This is a genomic window from Clostridium sp. MT-14 (assembly GCF_042436595.1).
In the GTDB taxonomy this organism is placed as follows: Bacteria; Bacillota; Clostridia; order Clostridiales; family Clostridiaceae; genus Clostridium_B; species Clostridium_B aromativorans.
This window is the reverse complement of sequence record NZ_JBHMIY010000021.1, coordinates 1-20,545: the sequence shown is the minus strand read 5'-3', so window position 1 is coordinate 20,545 and position 20,545 is coordinate 1. Positions and strand designations below refer to the sequence as shown.

At 35.5% G+C, this 20,545-nt stretch carries 22 protein-coding genes and 2 pseudogenes; 19 read left to right on the top strand and 5 right to left on the bottom strand.

The genetic code is table 11. The annotated features are described in order from the left end of the window. Positions 1-41 precede the first annotated feature (41 nt). The 11 genes and pseudogenes from ACFHWD_RS13845 to vanS all read left to right on the top strand — a co-directional run bounded on the left by ACFHWD_RS13845 (position 42) and on the right by vanS (position 9,300). Positions 42-1,823 carry an ABC transporter ATP-binding protein gene (locus tag ACFHWD_RS13845; RefSeq protein ID WP_229982012.1) on the top strand — a complete coding sequence of 594 codons (1,782 nt, stop codon included), beginning with the start codon at positions 42-44 and terminating at the stop codon, positions 1,821-1,823. Further along, positions 1,816-3,546 (top strand): ABC transporter ATP-binding protein, encoded by a 1,731-nt coding sequence (locus ACFHWD_RS13840; RefSeq protein ID WP_378062395.1) that lies wholly within the window; start codon positions 1,816-1,818, stop codon positions 3,544-3,546. The genes ACFHWD_RS13845 and ACFHWD_RS13840 overlap by 8 nt, the downstream gene beginning before the upstream one ends. 320 nt (positions 3,547-3,866) lie before the next feature. Continuing rightward, the gene (locus ACFHWD_RS13835) at positions 3,867-4,349 is read left to right on the top strand and encodes a GNAT family N-acetyltransferase (protein WP_150357746.1); all 483 of its coding nucleotides are present in this window, start codon (positions 3,867-3,869) and stop codon (positions 4,347-4,349) included. A 64-nt stretch (positions 4,350-4,413) separates the two neighbouring features. Continuing rightward, positions 4,414-5,013 (top strand): DUF2971 domain-containing protein, encoded by a 600-nt coding sequence (locus ACFHWD_RS13830; protein ID WP_229982011.1) that lies wholly within the window; start codon positions 4,414-4,416, stop codon positions 5,011-5,013. A gap of 657 nt (positions 5,014-5,670) precedes the next feature. Beyond that, positions 5,671-5,901, top strand: coding sequence for a hypothetical protein (locus tag ACFHWD_RS13825; RefSeq protein WP_229982010.1), 231 nt, complete (start codon positions 5,671-5,673; stop codon positions 5,899-5,901). Between the two features lie 75 nt (positions 5,902-5,976). Continuing rightward, positions 5,977-6,189 (top strand): annotated as a pseudogene (locus ACFHWD_RS13820) (hypothetical protein). An 18-nt stretch (positions 6,190-6,207) separates the two neighbouring features. After that, a complete protein-coding gene (locus ACFHWD_RS13815) occupies positions 6,208-6,597 on the top strand; it encodes a VOC family protein (RefSeq protein WP_150357750.1) in 390 nt (129 codons plus the stop codon). Positions 6,598-6,995: 398 nt separating this feature from the next. Further along, positions 6,996-7,202, top strand: a complete 207-nt coding sequence (locus tag ACFHWD_RS13810; RefSeq protein ID WP_150357752.1) for a hypothetical protein — start codon at positions 6,996-6,998, stop codon at positions 7,200-7,202. A gap of 25 nt (positions 7,203-7,227) precedes the next feature. Next, positions 7,228-7,359 carry a GNAT family N-acetyltransferase gene (locus ACFHWD_RS13805; RefSeq protein ID WP_229982009.1) on the top strand — a complete coding sequence of 44 codons (132 nt, stop codon included), beginning with the start codon at positions 7,228-7,230 and terminating at the stop codon, positions 7,357-7,359. A 119-nt stretch (positions 7,360-7,478) separates the two neighbouring features. Then, positions 7,479-8,177: a VanR-ABDEGLN family response regulator transcription factor gene (gene vanR / locus ACFHWD_RS13800; RefSeq protein ID WP_150357754.1), complete on the top strand. Its 699-nt coding sequence runs from the start codon at positions 7,479-7,481 to the stop codon at positions 8,175-8,177. Beyond that, on the top strand, positions 8,155-9,300 hold the full coding sequence (gene vanS / locus ACFHWD_RS13795) for a vancomycin resistance histidine kinase VanS (RefSeq protein WP_378062355.1): 1,146 nt from the start codon (positions 8,155-8,157) through the stop codon (positions 9,298-9,300). Before vanR ends, vanS begins: the two co-directional genes overlap by 23 nt. Here vanS and ACFHWD_RS13790 read toward each other — a convergent pair. Continuing rightward, the gene (locus ACFHWD_RS13790; protein WP_229982008.1) at positions 9,290-9,994 is read right to left on the bottom strand and encodes a VanZ family protein; all 705 of its coding nucleotides are present in this window, start codon (positions 9,992-9,994) and stop codon (positions 9,290-9,292) included. The two genes, vanS and ACFHWD_RS13790, sit on opposite strands and share 11 nt — an antisense overlap. Positions 9,995-10,232: 238 nt before the next feature. Here ACFHWD_RS13790 and ACFHWD_RS13785 point away from each other — a divergent pair, with 238 nt between their 5' ends. Continuing rightward, complete coding sequence (locus ACFHWD_RS13785; protein WP_378062353.1) at positions 10,233-11,165, top strand: D-alanyl-D-alanine carboxypeptidase family protein; 933 nt, start codon at positions 10,233-10,235, stop codon at positions 11,163-11,165. A 219-nt stretch (positions 11,166-11,384) separates the two neighbouring features. Then, a complete protein-coding gene (locus ACFHWD_RS13780) occupies positions 11,385-12,200 on the top strand; it encodes a GyrI-like domain-containing protein (RefSeq protein ID WP_378062351.1) in 816 nt (271 codons plus the stop codon). A gap of 115 nt (positions 12,201-12,315) precedes the next feature. Here the strand turns inward: ACFHWD_RS13780 and ACFHWD_RS13775 are convergent, their stop codons facing one another. Then, positions 12,316-12,639 (bottom strand): hypothetical protein, encoded by a 324-nt coding sequence (locus ACFHWD_RS13775; protein WP_150357764.1) that lies wholly within the window; start codon positions 12,637-12,639, stop codon positions 12,316-12,318. Between the two features lie 226 nt (positions 12,640-12,865). Here ACFHWD_RS13775 and ACFHWD_RS13770 point away from each other — a divergent pair, with 226 nt between their 5' ends. The 4 genes and pseudogenes from ACFHWD_RS13770 (at position 12,866) to ACFHWD_RS13755 (ending at position 14,943) form a co-directional block, all read left to right on the top strand. Beyond that, on the top strand, positions 12,866-13,291 hold the full coding sequence (locus tag ACFHWD_RS13770; RefSeq protein WP_229982005.1) for a GNAT family N-acetyltransferase: 426 nt from the start codon (positions 12,866-12,868) through the stop codon (positions 13,289-13,291). Between the two features lie 77 nt (positions 13,292-13,368). Continuing rightward, positions 13,369-13,752 carry an alpha/beta fold hydrolase gene (locus ACFHWD_RS13765; protein WP_229982004.1) on the top strand — a complete coding sequence of 128 codons (384 nt, stop codon included), beginning with the start codon at positions 13,369-13,371 and terminating at the stop codon, positions 13,750-13,752. Further along, positions 13,733-14,344: pseudogene (locus ACFHWD_RS13760) on the top strand (undecaprenyl-diphosphate phosphatase); the annotation flags it as partial. The gene ACFHWD_RS13765 and the pseudogene ACFHWD_RS13760, both read left to right, overlap by 20 nt. A gap of 125 nt (positions 14,345-14,469) precedes the next feature. Next, positions 14,470-14,943 (top strand): DUF3888 domain-containing protein, encoded by a 474-nt coding sequence (locus ACFHWD_RS13755; protein ID WP_150357769.1) that lies wholly within the window; start codon positions 14,470-14,472, stop codon positions 14,941-14,943. Between the two features lie 173 nt (positions 14,944-15,116). Here the strand turns inward: ACFHWD_RS13755 and ACFHWD_RS13750 are convergent, their stop codons facing one another. Further along, positions 15,117-17,483 (bottom strand): PEP/pyruvate-binding domain-containing protein, encoded by a 2,367-nt coding sequence (locus ACFHWD_RS13750; protein WP_378062347.1) that lies wholly within the window; start codon positions 17,481-17,483, stop codon positions 15,117-15,119. A gap of 26 nt (positions 17,484-17,509) precedes the next feature. Then, positions 17,510-18,133: a TetR/AcrR family transcriptional regulator gene (locus ACFHWD_RS13745; protein ID WP_378062345.1), complete on the bottom strand. Its 624-nt coding sequence runs from the start codon at positions 18,131-18,133 to the stop codon at positions 17,510-17,512. A 406-nt stretch (positions 18,134-18,539) separates the two neighbouring features. Here ACFHWD_RS13745 and ACFHWD_RS13740 point away from each other — a divergent pair, with 406 nt between their 5' ends. Continuing rightward, the gene (locus ACFHWD_RS13740) at positions 18,540-18,908 is read left to right on the top strand and encodes a BlaI/MecI/CopY family transcriptional regulator (RefSeq protein WP_179977301.1); all 369 of its coding nucleotides are present in this window, start codon (positions 18,540-18,542) and stop codon (positions 18,906-18,908) included. A gap of 147 nt (positions 18,909-19,055) precedes the next feature. Next, positions 19,056-19,571: a DUF4829 domain-containing protein gene (locus ACFHWD_RS13735; RefSeq protein WP_236035195.1), complete on the top strand. Its 516-nt coding sequence runs from the start codon at positions 19,056-19,058 to the stop codon at positions 19,569-19,571. A 658-nt stretch (positions 19,572-20,229) separates the two neighbouring features. Here ACFHWD_RS13735 and ACFHWD_RS13730 read toward each other — a convergent pair. Further along, positions 20,230-20,415, bottom strand: coding sequence for a hypothetical protein (locus tag ACFHWD_RS13730; RefSeq protein ID WP_179977302.1), 186 nt, complete (start codon positions 20,413-20,415; stop codon positions 20,230-20,232). Positions 20,416-20,545 lie beyond the last annotated feature (130 nt).

The window sequence follows — 20,545 nt, the reverse complement described above, 5'->3', positions numbered from 1 at the left end:
GGGGAATGTACTTCAAGAATTGCAGGAAAGGAGAATTTGAAATGGAGAAAAGATCTATTATGTCAGCTCTATTTGAATATGCAGGGAAATTCAGATACCTGACAATGGCCTCCTGGGTATTGTCTGCAGCAAGTGCACTTGTGGCGCTGATACCATTTATATATATATGGAGGATTATCAGGGAGGTTCTGAAAGCTGCCACGGGTTTTACTTATTCCCAAAACCTGGTGCAGTACGGCTGGATGGCTGTAATTTTTTCTGCCCTGTCCATACTTATTTATGTAGCTGCTTTACTATGCTCCCATATTGCCGCATTTCGGGTTCAGGCAAATATAAGATCGAAGGCCATGCGCCATATCAGTACACTGCCTTTAGGATTTATGGATGATATTGGAAGCGGAAAGATAAGGAGAATTGTAAATGAGTCCAGTGCAGCTACGGAAACTTATCTGGCCCACCAATTGCCTGATCGTGCAGGTGCCATGGCTGCACCTGTTGGTCTTCTCGCAATGCTTTTAGTATTTGACTGGCGGCTTGGTATTCTGAGCTTGATACCAGTTGTAATTGCTTTTGGAATTATGTCTGTAATGACTGGAAGCAGAATGAAGCAAAAAATGAAGGAATATCAGAATTCCTTGGAGCAAATGTCAAATGAGGCGGTTGAATACGTGAGGGGGATATCGGTATTAAAAACATTTGGACAATCTGTTTTTTCCTTTAAGCGATTTAAGGCATCAATTGATAATTATCAGAAATGGGTAATTTCCTATACAAAAGATTTGCGTCTGCCCATGATATTTTACACCACAGCTATTAATGCTGTTTTTGCAGTGCTGATATCGGCGGCCTTATTTTTTACAGCGGATGGGGTCACGGGAGAGTTCCTGTTGAATCTGCTGTTCTATATAATCATCACACCTGTTATAACAGTTACTTTGAACAAGATTATGTACTCCAGTGAAAATATTATGATTGTTCAGGATGCAATGGAGAGAATTGGCAGCATAATGAAGATGGAACCATTGCATGACAGTGAAGAACATGAACATCCGCAGGACAATTCGGTTGCGTTTTATGACGTGTCATTTCGTTATAAAGGTGCAGAGGAAAATGCACTGAACCATGTTTCACTCCACATTGCCTCCGGGCAGCATGTGGCTTTTGTAGGTCCCTCCGGCGGCGGAAAAACAACCCTGGCAAGTTTAATACCGCGTTTCTGGGATGTTGACAGCGGCAGGATTACCATAGGCGGGGTGAATGTAAAAAATATATCCAAAGAAGAATTGATGGATAATGTTTCTTTTGTTTTTCAAAACAGCAAACTTTTAAAAATGTCAATTTTTGAAAATGTCCGTCTTTCCAGGCCGGATGCAACACGAGTGGAAGTGCTTAAGGCCTTGAAGGATGCCAGGTGTGACGATATTATAGGAAAACTTTCAGATGGAATAGACACCATAATTGGAACAAATGGAAATTATCTTTCAGGTGGAGAAGAGCAGCGTATTTCCATTGCAAGGGCAATGCTTAAAAATGCACCAATTCTTATACTTGATGAGGCAACAGCATTTGCCGATCCCGACAATGAATCCAAGGTTCAAGCTGCCTTTTCTGCTTTGTCAAAGGGAAGAACGGTAATTATGATAGCACATAGGTTGTCCACCGTAATGAGGGCGGATCGCATTTATGTAATGAAAAACGGGGAAATATGTGAATCCGGAAGTCATTCTGAATTAATAGGGCAGCAAGGATTATACTCAAATATGTGGAGGGAGTATAACAGTGCTGTAAAATGGAAGGTTGGTGTGCAAAATGACATTGGCTGAAAGACTGCGGCATAAATATGCCCTTTCTGAAAAAGGCGCAGAAGATATGATAAAAGCATTTGCTGCATGTACATTATCAAATATTGTACTTATACTGCCTGTAGGTCTTCTTTATTATCTGGTTTATGATTTGATGGATAAAAATATTGGTGATGGTCATATTTCACTTTATGTATTTGGAATTGCAGTGTGTCTTGTACTTATATTTGCAGCAACGTATTTTCAATATAATTCAACATTTTTTGCAACATATCTGGAGAGTGGTGTCAGGAGAATATCACTTGCTGAGAAATTGCGGAAGCTTCCACTTTCTTTCTTCGGGAAGAAGGATTTATCGGATTTGACAAGTACCATTATGGCAGATTGTTCCACATTGGAAACAGCATCATCTCACTGGATACCGGAACTTGCCGGTTCCATTATTTCAACTTTTATCATTGCACTGAGCTTGTTTTTCTTTGACTGGCGTATGGCCATTGCAGCACTGTGGGTGCTTCCTGTTTCCTTTATAATTGTCCTTTTTTCATCAAGAGTACAGCACAGTTTGGGAAAAAAACAGATGAAGGTAAAGATGGATTGCGCAGATGGAATTCAGGAATGCCTGGAATCTTTGAGGGATCTTAAGGCAAACAATGCGGAAAGGGCATATATGAATGAGCTCGATATAAAAATTAAAGCTGTTGAGAAGCGTGCAATTATTACAGAACTTGGAACTGCTGTTTTTGTTGTAGCTGCACAGATGGTTCTAAAACTTGGAATTGCCACAGTTGCATTGGTTGGTGGAATACTTCTTGTAGATGGAAGCCTGGATGTTTTGACCTTCTTTATGTTTTTGCTTTTGGTATCAAGATTATACGATCCTCTGCAGATGTCACTGCAGAATCTGGCAGCAATTATTTCCGCCGATATCCAGTGCCAGCGTATGGATGAAATTCTTGGACATGAAATACAGACGGGATCGAAAGAACTTACAAATAAAGGTTGTGATATCGTATTTGATCATGTTGCATTTGCCTATAATGGCAGTGAAATTGTATTGAAAGATGTATCATTCACTGCCAGACAGGGGGAAGTTACTGCACTGATTGGCCCCTCCGGAGGTGGAAAAACCACTGTATCAAGATTGGCTCTGCGATTCTGGGATGTCAGCAGAGGGAAAATTACTGTGGGCGGTATGGACATTTCAAAAATCGATCCCGAAACTCTCATGTCTCTATATGCTGTTGTTTTTCAGGATGTCACACTATTTAATAATTCCATCATGGAGAATATCCGTATTGGCCGAAAAGATGCCTCGGATGAAGAAGTCATACAGGCCGCAAGGCTGGCTCATTGCAGTGAGTTTGTGGAGAAACTGCCGCAGGGGTGGAATACTGTAATTGGTGAGAATGGTTCTGAGCTTTCCGGCGGTGAGCGTCAGAGGATATCTATTGCCAGGGCATTTTTGAAGGATGCACCTATTATACTGCTGGATGAAGCCACAGCTTCACTGGATGTTGAAAATGAAACTATGATACAGGAATCATTATCCAGGCTTATTAAAAACAAAACGGTACTTGTCATTGCGCATAGAATGAGAGCGGTAGCAGGTGTTGACAAAATTGTAGTATTGGAAAATGGCATTGTAGCTGAACAGGGTGCGCCAGGAGAGCTGGCCGGAAAAGATGGGATATACAGGCATATGGCTAAGATACAGATGGAGGCTGCTTCATGGAAATTATAATGGTATATAATTTTGTTTTTTTGTATTTTACCTGCTCATTTGATTTTTGTATGTCATCTATTTCTATAATTGGGTATATGGAAATGATAAAATCCGGAAAAATTTATTTTTATATCTAAAGAACTAAAAAGCTTTAATTGCTGTTTTGCCAGTGATTAAGGCTTTTTAATATCTTTAATATATGTAAAAAAAGCTATTCAAAGGTACAGGATATTGTATAAAATGATATAATCTACCTATAGCACTTAAATGTGTAGTAAAAAATATTTGAACAATATGTAGACAAATAGTAATTGTAATAAATAAAGGGGTTAATAAATATGAATATAAGACTTGCAACCATTGAAGATCTACAAGCCATTACTGCTGTTGAGTCAATATGCTTCCCGGCAGCGGAAGCTGCTTCAGAAAGCGATTTTAAAAAGAGATTAATTGTGTATCCTAATCATTTTTGGCTTTTGGAGGATGATGGAAGACTAGTTGGCTTTGTAAATGGAATGGTGACAAATGAATCAAAATTATGCGATGAGATGTTTGAAGATGCCAGTTTACATGATGAAAATGGTCAGTGGCAGATGATTTTTGGTGTAAATACTATCCCCGAGTATCGCAGACAAGGTTGTGCAGAAAAAATAATCGATAAGGTTATTGCCGATGCCAGGACGCAGGGACGTAAGGGGTTAGTGCTTACCTGCAAAGAAAAACTGCTGCACTACTATGCAAAATTTGGTTTTAAAAATGAAGGGATTTCAGAATCAACACATGGCGGAGCAGTTTGGTATGATATGCGTTTGACTTTTTAAGTTGATAAATTTCTAATTTAAAGCCTAGCATTTATAAAATAGTAATTTGTAATGGAGGTATTTTATGATAGGCTATTACTATTGCTCTTTGAGCACGTTTTTGAACATTTTAAAAAGTAAACAAATTTATCTTTCAGATCCATTGAAAATGAATGATAATTTAGAAATAAAGTGGTATCTGGATAGACTGAACGATGAGAAAAGCAATGAGAATGAATTTGAATCAGTTTTCAATATGATGAAAATGCGCTCAAATATAGATTTCACTTTTGAGGAATTAGTAAAGTGTCTAAATTCTAAGGGACAGATGAGCATATATATTTGTTGCTTTTCAAAAGAATCAGATATATTAAGTCAATGGAGAGCATATGCAGAAGGCGGAAAAGGGGTTTCTATTGGGTTTGATTTAGAAAAGCTAAAAATAGTTGATAGCCATGGTGCATTTCAAGAAAAATGGAAATCAATAGAATTAAAACATGATTTTAGGGTTATTGAAAGTAATAATATCACAGAGTTTGTGAAACTAGATTTTGATCCTGATTCTATAGAAGAAATATGTATAGGACCGAAATGTTTATTAAGCAAAAATGATATAAAGCATATTCTAAAGAAATTATTAGGTGTGGAGAAAGATGTTATAGAGTCAAAATCAAGTTATAGATAGTGGTAATTACAAATTCCAATTTAATGTTGAATATTATAAATAGTAATTTGGGAAATGAGATTAAAATGGTTTTATTAGTAGTTGATACGCAAAAGTAATTTATTATACACCAACCAAAAAAGAAAAAATATGAATTTTAGGAGGTGTTATTATTAAAAAGATCATTAAATTTGTTAGAACCACTTTAGTTATTTTATCATGCTTATTACTTATTTTTAGCATATATGCCTGGATGGTGAAATTAAGAATAAGCGATTCTGAATGGCTGCCAATAATGGTTTTAAGTAGTTTGAATTTATTTCTATTATTTGTTTACTGGGTATTAGGTATAGGCTATATCAAACCTTCAAATATACAAGAAAATAAGGTTGGTAGAGTTTTGTCCAAGGTAGGGTTTGGTGGGAATATAATTTTATTTATATACTGTATATTAATTGTTATGGGATTTGGTATTATACCTTAATTGAGATTAGCCGATACAGTTTTATGACACATTATTGTTAAAATGAGAAATAAAGATTATTTAATGCTAGGTGAGATAAATAACACTGAAAATAACAAAACTTTATCTAATAATGTAATTGTAACAACAGGAAAAATCATAATTAAATCGTATGATGGAAAATCGATTTTTATAAAGTTTTAGCGTCACGTGTAATGTATAAGGCAAAAAATGATGAACCTAAATATTGGTTACTTGGTATTAATAACGGGGCATTTTGGAGAGAAAAATCAATTGTACTTGTCTGGTATGTTAATGAAGAAAAGATAAAAAAGGAAATGGATGGAATTGTAAAAACAATTAATAATGGTGTACCAGCATATGAATTAAAATATGCAGTAAAAGTTAAGAATAAAATGTTAAGAGTAAAAATAGATGAAAAGTAACTTGATTTTTATATGATAAATAAGAATAATTTAAGGCTGAGTGATATAAATAGTAAGTTTGCAAAGGAGTAAGATATGGCTTCTAGTCAGGAATATTTAGATTTTATTATTGGACAATTAGATTTACTGGATGATATTTCTTTTAGAAAAATGATGGGAGAATAACCTTATGATGTTGCAAAAGCAATGCTTTTGGTTGAGAATGTTGATAATAAAGAGCTCCTATATCAACTGATTATGGAGATGTATGAAGAACTTCCTACTCCAAAATTAAAAAAGAAAAAGTGACTTGAAAGGAAGATTAAAATGAAATTGGATGGTATTGGAATATTTGTTAGTAATATGAGAATCATGGTTGAGTTTTATAAAAATATCCTTGGATTTGAAATTCATTGGGATGGAAAAGAACCAAATGTAATGTTAAAAAAAGATGGAATATTGTTTATGTTTTACGGAAGAAATGATTTTGAAAAAATGACGAATAAACGATTCAATTATGCTAATGGTATAAATGGTCATTATGAGATTGCTTTAAGTGTTCCTAAACATGAGGATGTGGATTTAGTATATGAAAATATCATTTCTAAAGGAGTAGACTCAGTGATGAAACCGACAACAGAACCTTGGGGTCAAAGGACATGTTATATTGCAGATCCAGAGGGCAATCTTATTGAGATTGGTTCATTTAATAAATAAATCCCAATTTAACGTTGGGTATTATAGATTAGTAATTTATCAGGGAGAATGTATACTATGAGAAAATCAACAATTACTGCTGCATTTAAAGCAGATGTTAAAATAGTGTGGGAAGTAGTTGTAAGTAACAGTAAATATGAATGGTCATTGGATTGGGGTTTTTAGTCCTGTTAATGATGGTACGCAGGTTAAATTTACAGAAGAGATATCAGTAAATAATCCTATAATGAATTTATTTGCAGGTTTTTATCTAAAAAGACAGCAATCGCGTTATATAGAAGATTTAAGAAAAGAACTGGGAGAATAAATTCAAATCTGAAATAGAGGGCATTAAGTAAGAATTAATTCACTATATTAAATTAAAGCGAATTACTCAATTGACAAAGGAGCGAAATGTTATGAGTAAATATACAGCTTTATGGGAATACATCCAAAGGAATGGCAGCCCGTCAATGAAATTATCTTTCGATGAAATACATGATATAGCAGGAATTGAGATGGATCATTCTTTTTTAAGATATAAAAAGGAGCTAACTCAATATGGATATCAAGTTGGGAAGATTTCTCTTAAGGAACGGACAGTAATTTTTAATAGAATTGATTAAGGGTATAAAGGTTGCAAAAGAGAGGATGAATGCAGATAGAATAAAAATAGAGGCTCAATCTTACGCAAAGGAATTTTATGAAAAAGCAGGATTTAAGCAAGTATCAGAGGAGTTTTTAGAAGATGGAATTCCACATATTCAAATGGTTTTAGAATAAATGCCCGAAAGGTAAAATCCAATTTGTTTGAAAAATTATAAGAAAATTATTATGATGTAAATTTTTGTTTTGCAGTACTATAATAATAAATGTTTAATCAGGAAGAAAGGACAGAACCTATGAGTATCAATATTTTGGTTGTAGACGACGAGAAGTCCATAGCGGACTTAATTGAAGTTTATTTAAAAAATGAAGGTTTTACAATATACAAATTTTATAACGGCCAAGATGCTATCCGGTGTGTTGAGTCGGAACGGTTAGAGCTTGCGATACTTGATATCATGCTGCCGGATATTGATGGCTTTACTCTCTGCCGGAAAATCAGGAAAAATCATAATTTTCCTGTTATCATGCTGACTGCTAAAGAAGAGGAAATTGATAAAATTACCGGATTGACATTAGGTGCAGATGATTATATAACAAAACCCTTTCGCCCTCTGGAGCTTGTTGCCCGTGTCAAGGCGCAGCTCAGGAGATTTACCAGATATAATTCTGCAGAGCCAAACCAGAAAGAACACTTGATTGCCTTTTCCGGTCTGGTACTGGACATGGATACCCATGAATGTACGCTGAATGAAAAAAAGCTGTCTCTCACTCCTACAGAGTTTTCAATCCTCTGGGTCCTTTGCTCCAAACGCGGACGGGTGGTGAGTTCAGATGAATTGTTCCATAAGGTATGGGGAGATAAGTATTTCACCAACAGCAATAATACTGTAATGGTTCATATCAGGCATTTAAGGGAAAAAATGCAGGACAGCGCAGAGCATCCTAAATATATCAAAACGGTATGGGGGGTTGGCTATAAAATTGAAAAGTAAGATACATAAACGAAGAAATGATTATTCGAAATTGAAAAAGAAAGTATTTTTTCAAATGCTTCTGATTACAGCTGCCGCCGCTGTGACTGTTTATCTACTGCGTCATATCCTTCGCGGACAGATCGGAGATCGTATCGTTCAATATTTAGTCATCACTTTTCATTTTGAAAATTCGGATGCACAGGAAATCTATCAGCTGGTGATCCGCAACAATATGGAAATGATTCTTTTTGTTGCAATTCTAATATTTTTAGTTATCCTTTTTCGGTTTTCTGTTTCATGGTTCACCAAATATTTCGATGAAATAAGTACTGAAATGGATAAGCTTACTGAGGAATCCGATGAAGAAATTACATTATCGCCGGAATTGGATTTTATGGAAAATAAGCTTAATCAGATAAAAAGCAACCTGGAAAAGCAAAAGAAAGCTGCTCTTGATGCGGAGCAGCGCAAAAATAATCTGGTAGTTTATCTGGCTCATGATATAAAAACACCTCTGACCTCCGTTATAGGCTACTTAAGTCTTCTGGATGAAGCTCCTGATATGCCTCCTGAACAGAAGGCAAAATATGTGGGTATCACATTGGAAAAAGCTTATCGACTAGAACAGCTTATAAATGAGTTTTTTGAGATCACAAGATTTAATCTTCAAGCTATTGTTTTGAATAAAGGAAAAATCAACTTACTGTTCATGCTCCAGCAGATGGCGGACGAATTCTATCCAATACTGACTCCACAGGGAAAACAGGTGTCTGTCAATGTACCTGACAGCCTCACTCTGTGGGGAGACGCAGACAAACTGGCCCGCGTGTTCAATAACATTCTGAAAAATGCAATAGCCTACAGCTATGAAAACAGCGTCATTGACATTTCTGCTGAACGGAAGGACAAAAATATTGTTATAACTTTTACCAATCAAGGTAATCCTATCCCTCAGGAAAAACTGGAGACTATATTTGAGAAATTTTTTCGGCTGGACACATCCCGTTCTACCAATACAGGTGGTGCGGGACTTGGGCTGGCTATTGCCAAAGAAATAGTAAACGCCCATGGAGGCAATATTTTCGTGCAAAGTAATACAGAAAACACAGTCTTTACTGTGGTGCTTCCACTTATACATTAATTCTAATTTTAAATACCAATTGCAGTAAAGGTACTAAAAATGGGTGAAACACAAAGAGCATACCGGCAAATGCGCTGGCCATATAAAAGCATTCCTCTGTATCAAGGAGCAATGGAATTTTTTCCATACTGGTACTTTGGGCAGAAGCCCTGTCCTGCAATTTTGACAAATGTTCTTTCAGCAGCTTGAAAATTACCCATCCCATCAACGCTCCTATAGTATTCATCAGTAAATCATCAATATCCGTTATTCTTCTATTGAACAGCTGGCTCAATTCTATTGCAAGAGAGAATGTAATACCGGATAGTACTGTTATCCATAACACTTCATACTTTTTCCAGATACATGGAAGCATAAATCCAAGGGGTATAAAAAGCAATATGTTTTCTATATATGGACGAGCACCCTCTGTAATCCAGAGAAATGGAATCAGATTAACCTCATAGGGCGAAAGATTCAACCCCTTTGAGGTTATTACTCCAGAGCTGTTATGAACAATATCACTTATGGAAGGAATACCAGTAAAACTCAGCACAGCAGTAAGGTAGTACACAAAGATATATACCATTATGAAATGTTCAATTGACAGTTTACAGCCAATCTTTTTGCTTTGAGAAGTAAGCAGCATGTAGTATGGAATCAAGAATGGCAAAGTACCAATAAAACATGTAATCGAGATCATAATAATAAACATTAAATTCACCTCCGTTGTAATTAACTCGTTTATAATAGCATATTAAAAAAAGAAATGTCTTAATAAAACCTTAAGATATGGTGATTTCCTCCTTAATAAGTTCTATTCCTATTTTTACAGCCATGAACATACAGCTACCGTCATAAGAAAATCTTAAGAAATTCATAAGATAGAATTCCAACATGGCTCTTTTTTCTGTGGTTAAATAATATCAGTACAGAATAAGGAGCTGTTTTATATGATGCAAAAGGTAAAAAATGGAAACTCAATAATATGCATATTTATAATATTTTTACTGATAGCTGTTATTGCCTCTGATGTTTATAAAGCCATCATCACCCCAGAAAGCCAACATATTTTCAAGGTGGATCCAGATTCAACTGTCTCCATATCTCCTAATAAGCTGAACAGCAGCAATGTAATTCTGATCCGTCTAAAAGATCATGCTATCCTGATGCAGAAAAACAGCGAAGAAAAAATCTATCCTGCTTCCTTGACTAAAATTATGACAGCTATTGTTGCAATAGAAAACTTACCTGATCTTAATGAGGAAATAAGACTTACCAACTCCACATTTCAGGGGTTGTACGGGGCAGGTGCATCAATGGCAGGTTTTCGGCCTGGTGAGCAGGTCAGGGCAGTGGATCTGTTATACGGAGTAATGCTGCCAAGCGGTGCGGAGTCCTGTATCGGGCTTGCAGATCAAATTGCGGGATCAGAGCAGAATTTTGTAAAAATCATGAATCAAAAGGCGGCAGATCTTGGTATGGACAATACTCATTTTGAAAATACCACCGGACTTCATGATGGGAACCACTACACAACAGTGAAGGATCTGGCTGTCCTTTTAAGCTATGCATTGCAGAATGATACTTTCAGGGAGATTTTTACTTCCTCCAGTCATTCCACACCACCTACCAATAGGCATTCCGACGGGATAACCTTTTACAGTACCATGTTTGAAGAGCTCAAAAATCAAGATATTATTGACGGAAAAATTTTAGGAGGAAAAACCGGATATACCGATGAAGCTGGCCTATGTCTCGCCAGTCTCGCCAAGGTGGGAAGACAAGAATATATTCTGATTTCAGCTGGTGCCAGAGGGGATCACCCTTCGGAACAATATAATATTACCGATGCATTGGCTGTATACAACAGTATGGGAAAATAATAAGTTCTAAACAGTTTTCCATATCGGCTCAGCTCAAAAGTACACTCAAAATATTGAATTAAGTCCTGTACTTCAAATTTATTGAGTTCATTTTTTTCAATAAACTCAGAAGGTCAGCTTTTTATAAGAAAATTACAAAAATCTATTGACTTTGACATTATGTGAAAGTTTAATATATAATTAACCGCTTCGAAGAGGAATAAGATTTAGGAGGATTCTATGTATAATATAGGTCAATTTTCGAAAATTGGAAGAATTTCCACCAGGATGCTCAGGTATTACGATACCCTGGGATTGATAAAGCCAAGCTTTATCAACCCTGAAAATCAATACAGATATTATGAAAAGCACCAGGTAAAGGATATATTGAAAATAAATAAACTCAGAAGATACAGATTTTCATCAAATCAGATAAAACAAATTATGGAAGACAGTACCAATATCACTTTGACCATACTATTGTCAAAGCAGATACATGAAATTGAATTTCAAATACAGTCTTCCAAGAATATTCTGCTTGAATTAAAAGATTCTTTAAATAAATTAGAGAAAGGTGAAGATATAATGAATTCAAAGCGAAATTTCAATATTTCAATAAATACCTTAAAGGACACAAGAGTTTTGAGTCTGAGAGATACTATTTTAATGGACAATATAGGAAATTTAATCGGTAAAGTCTTCGAAGCTGTCTCCAGTAACAACTTATCCATTAAGGGAAACATAATGACTCTGTACTATGATGAAGACTTTGATCCAAATAATGCGGACATAGAGATCTGCATACCTGTGGACAGAGAATTGAAAACGCCCCAAATATCAACAAGAATTCTAAAAGGAGGCCTATACTGCCATACCACCTTTATAGGTCCCTATAGTGAAATTGGTGAATCCTACAGGGAAATCCTAGACTGGATTGACAAAAATTCCTACAAAATAATTGGAGCCCCCCATGATGAATATATAAAGGGTCCCGAATCTAAATGCAGCCCCGATGAATTTATAACGGAAGTTTATTTTCCAATAGGCAAGGAATAAAAGCTGTCAAATTGATTCTTGAGTTTGGGTGAATTTTGCCCATATAGAAATATAAACTGGTTTCTTTCAAAATATAGAAACCAGTTTTTTGATTAATCCAGCAGTATTAAATTGATTAAATCAATAAAAAGCTGTAATTGTCTTTAAGAAAATTGAGTATTACACTGGCAATCAGGGAATGTCCATCTAAATTAGGATGAATACCGTCTATACACAAAAATCTATTGTAGTCATCTTGTTTGAGAATTTCCGATCTCACGTCAATCAAAGCAGTTTTTGTCCTATGAGCCACCTCTGTGATCATTTCACTGTACGTTTTGTGCCAATTGTAAATTTTCTCTTCCGATCCAAGCCATTTTAAAACATTTTTTTCAGCTGTCTCGTCTCCTCTCGTAATCCACTTGAAATATCTTTTGTAATCCAGGGGAGGAAGTGTCATAAGTATGGGTGTTATGCTGGATTTTTCAAATGGTATTGAGTCGCTAAAGGTAAGTCATAATATAGGTGGGTAAGTGATTTCTTAAAATTTGGCTATATAAAAAAATTATTCAGTGGGGCAGGTTATTGTATATAATGCTATAATCTACCTATAGTACTTAAATGTGTAGTAAAGATTATTTAAATAAAATGTAGACAAATTAGTAATTTGTGATGGAGATGATAAAATGGACTTTTCATATAAAAATGGAATTAGTGTTGATGATTATAATAGACTCAGAGATGCGGTAGGTTGGGACACTTTAAATAAAGAGCAGGCTCAAGCTGGCATTAACCGTTCAAGGATGGTGGTTAGTTGCTATGAAAAAAATAAAATAATTGGCAGCGCCAGAATCCTTTGGGATGGTGGATATATTGCCTATTTAGCTGATGTGATGGTATTACCATCACATCAAGGATTCGGAATCGGCAAGAAAATGGTTGGAGAATTAATATTGTTTTTAAAATCTCAACTTAAATCAGAATGGAAAATTAAAATTGTATTAATATCAGCTAAAGGCAAAGAACCATTTTATGAAAAGCTTGGTTTTATCAAACGTCCCAATGAAAACGATGGCGCTGGTATGAATATGTGGATAAAATATGATGAATAATAAAGCTTGTAAATTTCCAATCTGCTTAATGCTTAAGAAGATTTTAAGTATTTATATTTAATAGGAGGATCTTTTATATGAAAGAATACATAGTAGACAATATGAACAGCAAGATCAGGTATCACGACTTACCTGGTGAAGATACGCCAATATTATTTATTCATGGCCTGGGCTGTGCCGGATCATTTGATTATCCCGAAATTGTTTTTGCACATAGCTTGGGCGGGCCTGTTGCACTTGAACTTGCCAATAAATGCAGGGAGAATATCGAAACAATCATTCTCAGTGAAGCTAATTTGGATAAAAGTAGCCGTGGCTCATCAAGTTATGAATTTGGAACCTATAAGGAAGAGGATTTTGTAAATGGAATATTTGATGAAGTTGTCAATGAAAATTCTAGTGTAAATTCTATGTGGGTATCCACGTTGTCAGTTTGTTCTTCCGCAGAAGGTGGGCTATGAAAAATCCGGATTCAAATTCTGGTTTGTCATATTTATTGCCTGCATTCCTGGAGTTATCTGTCAGCTGCTGCTGGATGATCTGGCAGACAAATACCTTTTCACACCGGTATCTGTGGCAGTGACTTTGTTTTTAGGCGGTATATGGATGATATATGCTGAGAATAAATTCAGGAATAAAAGTGTCGGAGACAGTGGATTGAATGTTACAGCAAAACAGGCCCTGATAATTGGCACATTTCAATGCCTGGCCATAATTCCGGGAATGTCCCGTTCGGCTTCAACAATTATAGGCGGATGGGTATCGGGGCTTTCTACAGTTGCTGCTGCGGAATTCTCCTTTTTCCTGGCAATTCCGGTTATGGTGGGGATGAGCGCCCTGGAGATATTGAAGATTGGCGGTATGGCAAACCTTACATCTATGGAAATAATATCTCTTGCTGTAGGATTTCTGGTATCATTTTTAGTGGCTTTGATAGTAGTCAACAAGTTTATACTTTATTTGAAAAGGAAACCTATGAGAATATTCGCAGTGTATAGAATGATATTTGCAGTGGTGGTATTAGCTGCAGGATTTACAGGGATATTTCATTAGCGGGGTAATTTTGCTTTAAAAAGTTTAGTAATTAAATGAGCAGATAATATGAAATATCAGACTATTGTATAATTGCTTTGAAATAATGACAGTCTATTAAAAAAGCCCTTGTTGAGGTGATAGGTTTGAAAAAGTCACTATACACTTTATTTTTAGCGTTGTTGATAATTTTCTATATTCCGTTAAATATTAAGGCTGCTTCATATAATTATGTTAAATTTGGATTGAGAGAACATTGTATTGCACTTCAAAATTCAAAAGAGAAATTATATCAGGATATGCTTGTGACGCTATTACTGCCTATTTTACAGAATGCAGTGGATAATTACTATAAAGAATATTTATCAGTATCTCCTGTAATAGCACCTTATGATATTTCTGTATTGAGCATAGATAGACTGGGTGGGAATGAAACAGTTGATTTTTGTGTGAAATTAGAACTTCATCCCTATGTTGGTCCACACCTTGATGTAGGACTTGATTATATTACTATTAAAATAAATTCAACAGGCAGAGTTAAAGTTGAAAAATTTGAGCATATCAGAAATTATGAATTACCATCATACTATCAAGATATTATAAAAAAGAAGCTGCCATAATGTAAAAATCTTCATTAAAGAAGTGTTATATTGACTGTTTTTCAGCAGGTTCAATGTAGCACTTCTTTTAAGCAGAATAAAGCTGATTGCCTTTTGCCTTGAACTATATTTTTCTATACTTCTGTAATTGTATGGCAGGCAAGTCCGGAAAATCTGATTATATTTACATGCAGTTATTTATCTAAAATCTGAATTTCTCCACGACTTCCGTCAACCAAAACTTTATCACCGGTTTTAAGTTTTGAAGTGGCGCTGCCGCATCCAACAACTGCCGGAATACCGAGTTCTCTGGCTACAATTGTTGCATGGGATAATGGTGCACCTATATCCGTAATGATAGCTCCGGCTTTCGGAAATATGGGAGTCCACCCTATATTGGTGGTTGATGCTACCAATATTTCACCTGGCTGGAACAGACCGCTGTCTTCCGGATCCTTAAGAATTCGAACCGGACCTTCAATTTTGCCTGCAGCTCCCGGGAAACCTTTCAGTGTTTCAAAATTTGAACTCATTGTATCAGCAGGTGAGGTAAAATCGTAATAATCCACTCTTCTATCTGGATTTTTGGCCCATTTATAAGGATCTATGCGACCTCTGATAATGGACGGAAGGGCAGGCAGAGCTCTGTAGCTGTCGTAATTTTTTTGCCTTGCAGGTATGTGCTCCAGAGCTGATCTGTCTCCTGTCAGTAAATCAAGGATTTCATGAATATACAGGAAGAAGACGTCATTGCCAATACCTGTCATCTGGCCGGCTTTAAGTGCAAAAGTCCTGTTGACACTGAATACCCTGGTCCATTCCGAACGCAGTGCCTCTCTGATGTAACTTCCCTCATAGGCCTCTTCAATCTGCTTTTTTATTTGAGCATACTTAGATGGAAAATTCTTCTTTAATCTTTTCATTTCCAGGATATATTGTTTTTCCTGATTTTTCAGCAGGCTTTCCGCATCCACTCCCGTTCTTTTATTTTCTTCTATCTGTTTTTCAAGCCACATTTTATCCTCTGATGGATCCGGTATGGATAATTCAAATTCATGAGGGCTCCTGTGACCATATTTCAACATGTATTCTTCTTTGGTCATTTCTCCCTTGATTATTTTTGAAATTCCAACAACAGGCCCCAGGCTTTCAAGGCTGGAATTGCCGCCTAAACTGGAAAGCAAAGCATCTGCAGCTTCTTTTCCCAAAAGCTCTGGAAGTTTTTCATTGAGCTTGAACAGGGCCATTATTTTTTTTCTGGGTGCATAGCGGCCCGCCAATAATATTTTACAGTTGTAGGGCCAGAGTTCTTCTTTCCATAATTCAAGTAATTCATTCCCGTCATTTACCTGTTCTATACGTTTTTTCATATTTCTGCACCATGCAGGTGTATCTTTTATATAGAGAGGTATTGATCTTGAAATTTTTCTTGAGCATTTTAACATATGTCCTATTCTTGGAAGCATAACCTTTAATAATTGCAAACCTGAAAAGGGATATACGGGAATATCCATGTTCTTTGTGGTTTTTCCAAATATATAGTTCATTTTTTTGAGCACCGGTTTATAATCTCTGCCAAATGCCTTATACATGGACAACGCCACATTGACATTGGAGTACATTCTTCCGCATATATTGCCTGAAAACAGATAATAATTTGGAATGATTGATTGTTCCTCATCAAGTGTTCTTATTACAGACCAGCTTAAGGGAGTAAAAACATCAGACATGGCTTCACCTACATTGGTATTTGTCCATAGATAATCCCCGTCCAAAGAGGCATTCATCTCATAGGTGTCCAGATTATATGCTTTCAGCGTGGTAATTGGCCTTGCCTGCAGTATATACAGTCTGCCTTTGGAAACTGCCCATTCAATATCCTGCTGACATCTCATGTCTTTTACCAGTCTGGAGGCATATCTGAATAATTTTGAAGAATATTTTTTAAAATCCTTCGGCCCTTCGTATTTTCCCTTTGGCCTGAATAATTTAAAGGGATATGCATTGGATTCTCCGGATACAAGCTGTTCTCCCAGCCCGTATACATAATTACCGGACATGCTTTCGTGGCTTCCGGTAATTGGATCTGCAGTAAATAATACGCCGGATATCTCAGATGGAACCATCAGCATGATAACTACTGCAATTTGATGGGACTGGTCCATGCCTTGTACAGAGGTATAAGCTTTTACTCTGTATGATTCCTTTGATTGAAACACTTTATAGATAGCTTCCTTTATTTCCTCATCTGTATTTCTATTTAAAACAGTTTCAAATTCTCCTGCAAAGGAAGCTGCTGCAGAGTCTTCACTTAATGCGGAGGACCTCACTGCAAACAGGCAGCCTGCATTTTTATCTCTGATTTGTTTCAGCAGACTCTGTATTTCACTCCAGGCCTCATCTCTAAGTTTATTTTCATGGAAAGCAGAGGGTAAAACCACAAATCCCTCCGGCACCGGATACTCATCCTGATACATTTTTGAAAGCATTGCACCTTTGCCGCCTGCAAGCGGCCTTTCCTCAGGAGTCAGATTTTTGAAACTTCTTATCATATTACTCATAATTATACAAGTTCCTTTCGCATTGTTTATTTATAAAAAGTGCTTCTGAACAAGTCCAGATAGCTGTCAAGTTCCACGAGCAAATCATCATAATTCAATTCATTCAGGGAGGAAACTTTTAATTTTTCCCGCTCTCTTGCTGAAATGCCTTCCAGAGTCCACATAATTACATGAACAGCCCTGTCCTTATCTACATTAGCTTTAAATCTGGAAACATCCACATCCTGCAGCACTTTACTGCTTCCATTGGCAATATAATTCCTGTTTCTTATATCCAGCTCATCTTTCACTTCCTCTGCTTCCTCGAAGTATGAGGACTTTACAAAGTCAAGCATATCCGGATATTTGTTTATCAAGGCAAATTCCATGACAATCACCTGCCTCAGCCTTTTTAAGATGTCTCTTTCACTCAGAGCTATTTTCCCATAAAACTCATTCATCAAAGTTTCTACTGAATAATCGTATAGATATAAATACAGATCTTTTTTACTGTGAAAGTAATGAAATAACATTCCCTTGCCTATACTGGCCTCTTTTACTATATTGTTGGTGGATGCGTTCTTGTAACCCCTTAAGTTGAATTCATTCATTGCTGCGTTGAGTATTCTATTTTGCTTATGGGGTTCCAATGCATGAAACTTTTCAAACATCTGACGGCCTCCTAATTCAATTTATTTAATCGACCTGATTGGTCTATAAAACATTATAGCATTGTCGACCAAAATAGTCTATAGTTTTTTATCCGAACGCTACCAGTGCTAATACTCCCAGCACACTCTGTGAAAGCGACTGTTATCAAATCAAAGATTTGGGACATCTGCTTTTCTCAAAGTGGGAGATAAGCACCGCTATGCGCCTGGATAAGTTCTGCTAAGGTTCAGGTGGAGTAAAGTATTCCTTATTAGCAAACTCCATCTGAACCTAAGAATCACTTGATAAAAAAGCGGACTTAATAATTTATACTTATTTGTCATATTTACAATATCTTCAGGGAATAAAAAATCTTTACAAATATATTCTACAAATGTAAAATTGATACTGTGGAGGCGACTTATATTGTCAATTATAAAGATTCCTGAATCCGAGCTGGAAGTTATGGAGGCTGTCTGGAACAGCCAGAATCCAATATCTTCCAAGCAAATTGTGGGTATTATGGAAAAGAAAAAAGGCTGGAAAAACACAACCATACTGACTCTTTTGTCCCGTTTGGCAAAGAAGAAATTTATAACTGCAGCAAAAGGGAAAAGGAGAACCTATTATACAACCCTTGTGACTGAAGAGGAATATCGTAAATTTGAAACCAGAGAATTTTTCCGTAAATTTCATAAAGGCTCTTTAAAAAGTTTTATTACTACGCTGCATGAGGACAATGATATTACCGATGATGATCTGGATGAACTGGATCATTGGATTAAAAGCAGGTGATGAAGGGTTTCATATGATATCGGAGAAATGGAGTTTATTTTAAAACATGAGCTCATGCATTATAAAAGAAATGATATGATATACAATATCTTACTGCTGATTACAGGATTTAATAATAAGAAAATATTAAAGGGGAGACTGGAGAATATGTTGAATATGAAAGAGAAAAAAAGGGGTATAATATTGGCAGTGCTGATTGTGGTAATAACTGTAATATCATTGGTAGGTTTTAATATTGTTTTTAAAAAAGACATGAATAAAAGCAGCAATATAATAACTGCTAAAGGCCAATTGCTTCAACCGGAGCAGGTAATAAAAAATTATTTTGGATATTATAATGAAAAAAACGTAAAAGGGGTGAATTCAACACACACAGAATGGCTTCGCGGGCCGTCATTAGATGAAAATCTTAAATCTATTAAACTTAACAGCATAGTGGAAGATACAAGTCCATCAGAGAAAGAAGGGTATATGAAATATGGCAGGGGAATAATAAATGGTGCAAAAGCAGAGAATGTAAAAATTTATAAAGTCAATTACACAGTTAAATATAAAAAGGATGGAATCGGACCTGAAGATAGTGGAACATATGAAAAATGGATCATTCTTGTTAGAAAAGATAAAAATTCACCCTGGTTGATTGATGATGGAGGAGAAGGATAAGTATATTATGCATCAGCACCACACGCTTTACGAATGGTGCTGATACATATTTTAAAAATTATTTAATGCCAAAATTTTATTGTTCGCATACTTGTATAACCCTTTTGATTATAGAGCAAAAACATTTCCTTAATTAAAAAATAGTAATAAACACTTGATTTGGTAATAATTTACATATATAATAGTATATGTCCTAAGTAAAATACTTAGAGGGGAAAATAAGCATTTGGTTAATGCCGGGTGTTTATTTTTTTATCCTGAATAAGTTAATAAGATTATTGTTAAACAACTTAGAAACAATGAAGTTACTTATTTAGAGTATTATTTATTTAGATTATTTTTGTTATATTATTGCGTAACTAAACTTTATCATAAGGCGTATTTAAACCAATTTACTTTTTATAGAAATGAGACATTTTCTAAAGTTGAACTTTAACATGAGATGTATTTAAAAATAAAATTATTGTGGTATAATATAGATACAAAGTAGATATAATATATCTTAAGAAGCCGTTACGGTTTTAAGTAAAATTAATGTTTGTTAGTTAGCTAAAATGCACTTAGTGGAATGGGTGCATTTTAGTTTTTTGAGTTATTTTCTTTATCACTATCCGCAGTAATAGATATTTCATTATTACTGTGTTTAGANGGGTGCATTTTAGTTTTTTGAGTTATTTTCTTTATCACTATCCGCAGTAATAGATATTTCATTATTACTGTGTTTAGAGCTGTTCTTATATTTAAGAATGGCTCTTTCTTTTAAGTATGCAAGCATAGCAAAAATGCCTACTATACTTACTATTGTAATGCATACTATAGATGTAATAGTAATAGAATCACTCATTTATGTCACCCCCTCTGCTGTCAAATTAACCGCAACGACTCCTTTGTAAGAGATAAACCCTGGGGAGTGACTAACTAAAAACACTTTATTCTCCTGATAATTATTATAGCATAAATTTTAACCATGAATC

Excerpts from the sequence above, each read along its gene's own strand:
- ACFHWD_RS13845 (WP_229982012.1), top strand. The coding sequence starts at position 42 with ATGGAGAAAAGATCTATTATGTCAGCTCTATTTGAATATGCAGGGAAA.
- ACFHWD_RS13835 (WP_150357746.1), top strand. The coding sequence starts at position 3,867 with ATGAATATAAGACTTGCAACCATTGAAGATCTACAAGCCATTACTGCT.
- ACFHWD_RS13830 (WP_229982011.1), top strand. The coding sequence starts at position 4,414 with ATGATAGGCTATTACTATTGCTCTTTGAGCACGTTTTTGAACATTTTA.
- ACFHWD_RS13825 (WP_229982010.1), top strand. The coding sequence starts at position 5,671 with ATGTATAAGGCAAAAAATGATGAACCTAAATATTGGTTACTTGGTATT.
- ACFHWD_RS13815 (WP_150357750.1), top strand. The coding sequence starts at position 6,208 with ATGAAATTGGATGGTATTGGAATATTTGTTAGTAATATGAGAATCATG.
- ACFHWD_RS13810 (WP_150357752.1), top strand. The coding sequence starts at position 6,996 with ATGAGTAAATATACAGCTTTATGGGAATACATCCAAAGGAATGGCAGC.
- ACFHWD_RS13805 (WP_229982009.1), top strand. The coding sequence starts at position 7,228 with ATGAATGCAGATAGAATAAAAATAGAGGCTCAATCTTACGCAAAGGAA.
- vanR (WP_150357754.1), top strand. The coding sequence starts at position 7,479 with ATGAGTATCAATATTTTGGTTGTAGACGACGAGAAGTCCATAGCGGAC.
- ACFHWD_RS13790 (WP_229982008.1), bottom strand. The coding sequence starts at position 9,994 with ATGTTTATTATTATGATCTCGATTACATGTTTTATTGGTACTTTGCCA.
- ACFHWD_RS13785 (WP_378062353.1), top strand. The coding sequence starts at position 10,233 with ATGATGCAAAAGGTAAAAAATGGAAACTCAATAATATGCATATTTATA.
- ACFHWD_RS13780 (WP_378062351.1), top strand. The coding sequence starts at position 11,385 with ATGTATAATATAGGTCAATTTTCGAAAATTGGAAGAATTTCCACCAGG.
- ACFHWD_RS13775 (WP_150357764.1), bottom strand. The coding sequence starts at position 12,639 with ATGACACTTCCTCCCCTGGATTACAAAAGATATTTCAAGTGGATTACG.
- ACFHWD_RS13770 (WP_229982005.1), top strand. The coding sequence starts at position 12,866 with ATGGACTTTTCATATAAAAATGGAATTAGTGTTGATGATTATAATAGA.
- ACFHWD_RS13765 (WP_229982004.1), top strand. The coding sequence starts at position 13,369 with ATGAAAGAATACATAGTAGACAATATGAACAGCAAGATCAGGTATCAC.
- ACFHWD_RS13750 (WP_378062347.1), bottom strand. The coding sequence starts at position 17,483 with ATGAGTAATATGATAAGAAGTTTCAAAAATCTGACTCCTGAGGAAAGG.
- ACFHWD_RS13745 (WP_378062345.1), bottom strand. The coding sequence starts at position 18,133 with ATGTTTGAAAAGTTTCATGCATTGGAACCCCATAAGCAAAATAGAATA.
- ACFHWD_RS13735 (WP_236035195.1), top strand. The coding sequence starts at position 19,056 with ATGTTGAATATGAAAGAGAAAAAAAGGGGTATAATATTGGCAGTGCTG.
- ACFHWD_RS13730 (WP_179977302.1), bottom strand. The coding sequence starts at position 20,415 with ATGAGTGATTCTATTACTATTACATCTATAGTATGCATTACAATAGTA.